The organism is Plantactinospora sp. B24E8, from assembly GCF_039871735.1.
Classification (GTDB): Bacteria; Actinomycetota; Actinomycetes; order Mycobacteriales; family Micromonosporaceae; genus Plantactinospora.
In genome coordinates this window covers 1-2,195 of sequence record NZ_JBDPMH010000070.1, presented here as the reverse complement: position 1 = coordinate 2,195, position 2,195 = coordinate 1, and the positions used below count along the sequence as shown (strand labels likewise).

Annotated in this window: 2 protein-coding genes; both read right to left on the bottom strand. The window is 66.4% G+C overall.

Annotation, left to right across the window (positions count from 1 at the left end; translation table 11 throughout):
• Position 1: 1 nt before the first annotated feature.
• Positions 2-1,291, bottom strand: coding sequence for a GTP-binding protein (locus ABGB21_RS36780; RefSeq protein ID WP_347681754.1), 1,290 nt, complete (start codon positions 1,289-1,291; stop codon positions 2-4).
• The coding region (cysD, locus tag ABGB21_RS36775) for a sulfate adenylyltransferase subunit CysD (protein WP_347681752.1) at positions 1,291-2,195 on the bottom strand (905 nt) is incomplete at its 5' end. The genes ABGB21_RS36780 and cysD, both read right to left, overlap by 1 nt.

Sequence of the window (2,195 nt, the reverse complement as noted above, 5' to 3'; positions counted from 1 at the left end):
CTCAGCCGGCCTCGACGATCATGCCGGCGCCGACCGTGCGGTTCGTGGTCTCGTCGATGATGATGAAACCGCCGGTGGTGCGGTTGCGTCGGTACTCGTCGGCGAGCAGTGGCACGGTGGTCCGTAGTCGGACCCGGCCGATCTCGTTGAGTCGGAGTTCGTCCGCGGTCTCGTCGCGGTGCAGGCTGTTGACGTCGAGTCGGTAGTACAGGTTCCGGATGACGGCCCGGGCGGCCCGGGTGGTGTGCTTGATCGCGTACCTGCCGCCGACCCGCAACGGGTTGGTCTCGTCCATCCAGCAGACCATCGCCTCGATGTCCTGCGCCACCGCCGGGGCGTTGTTCGGCCGACAGATCAGGTCACCCCGAGAAATGTCGATCTCGTCTTCCAGCCGCACCGTCACCGACATCGGCGGGAACGCCTGATCGACCGGCCCGTCCGCGGTCTCGATCACGGCGATCCGGCTGGTGAACCCGGACGGCAGCACCATCACCTCGTCACCGGGCTTCAACACCCCGGAGGCGACCTGCCCGGCGTAGCCCCGGTAGTCGGTGACCGTGGTCGACTGCGGCCGGATCACATACTGCACCGGAAACCGTACGTCGACCAGGTTGCGGTCCGAGGCGATGTGCACATGCTCCAGGTGGTGCAGCAGCGACGGACCCTCGTACCAGGGGGTGTTCGCCGACCGGGTGGCGATGTTGTCGCCGTGCAGGGCCGAGATCGGGACGACCGACAGGTCCGGCGCCTCCAACTTGGCCGCGAACGCGGTGAACTCGTCGGCGATCCGCTCGAACACCTCCTGCGACCAGTCGACCAGGTCCATCTTGTTGACGCAGAGCACCAGGTGCGGCACCCGCAGCAACGAGCACAGGAACGCGTGCCGACGGGACTGCTCGACCAGCCCCTTACGGGCGTCGACCAGGATCAACGCCAGATCCGCCGTCGACGCCCCGGTCACCATGTTCCGGGTGTACTGGATGTGCCCCGGAGTGTCGGCGATGATGAACTTCCGCCGGGGGGTCGCGAAGTAGCGGTACGCCACGTCGATCGTGATGCCCTGCTCCCGCTCGGCCCGCAACCCGTCGGTCAACAACGCCAGGTTCGTGTACTCGTCACCCCGGGCACTGCTGACCGCCTCCACCGCCGCCAACTGGTCGGTGAACAACGACTTCGTGTCATACAGCAGCCGGCCGATCAACGTCGACTTACCGTCGTCGACACTACCGGCGGTGGCGAACCGCAACAGGTCCATCGCCCGAGCCTCGGTCGCAAGCACGCTGGCCGTCATCAGAAGTACCCCTCCCGCTTACGGTCTTCCATGGCCGCCTCGCTCACCCGGTCGTCACCCCGGGTCGCCCCACGCTCGGTGACCCGGGTCGCCGCCACCTCCTCGATCACCTTCTCCACGGTGTCCGCCTCCGAGCGGACCGCAGCCGTGCAGGAAGCATCACCAACGGTGCGGTACCGCACCCGCGCGGCGAACGGCACCTCCCCCGCCCGAGGCCGCACGAACTCGTTCACCGCATACAACATGCCGTCCCGCTCCACCACCTCACGCTGATGCGCGTAGTAGATCGACGGCAACTCCAACCGTTCCCGGGCGATGTAGTGCCAGACATCCAACTCGGTCCAGTTCGACAACGGGAACACCCGGATCGACTCACCCGGATGATGCCGACCGTTGTACAACGCCCACAGCTCCGGACGCTGGTTCTTCGGATCCCACTGACCGAAATCGTCCCGGAAACTGAACACCCGCTCCTTGGCCCGCGCCTTCTCCTCGTCCCGCCGCGCCCCACCGAACAACGCATCGAACCGGTACTTCTCCACCGCGTCCAACAACACCGGAGTCTGGATCCGGTTCCGCATCCCGTCCGCCGACTCCCGCACCAGCCCCGACTCCAGAGCCTCCGGCACACTCGCCACCACCAACTGCAGCCCCATCTGGGCCACCCGCCGGTTCCGGTACGTCAACACCTCCGGAAAATTGTGCCCGGTGTCGACATGCATCACCGGAAACGGAATCCGGGCCGGCGCGAACGCCTTCTCCGCCAACCTGAGCATGACGATCGAGTCCTTGCCCCCGGAGAAGAGCAACACCGGCCGCTCCAACTCCGCCACAACCTCACGAACGACAAAAACGCTCTCGGCTTCCAGAGCGTCCAGATGCGACACCCGGTACGCGGCCGGCT

Coding starts and splice junctions, on each gene's coding strand:
- ABGB21_RS36780 (WP_347681754.1), bottom strand. CDS start 1,291: ATGACGGCCAGCGTGCTTGCGACCGAGGCTCGGGCGATGGACCTGTTG.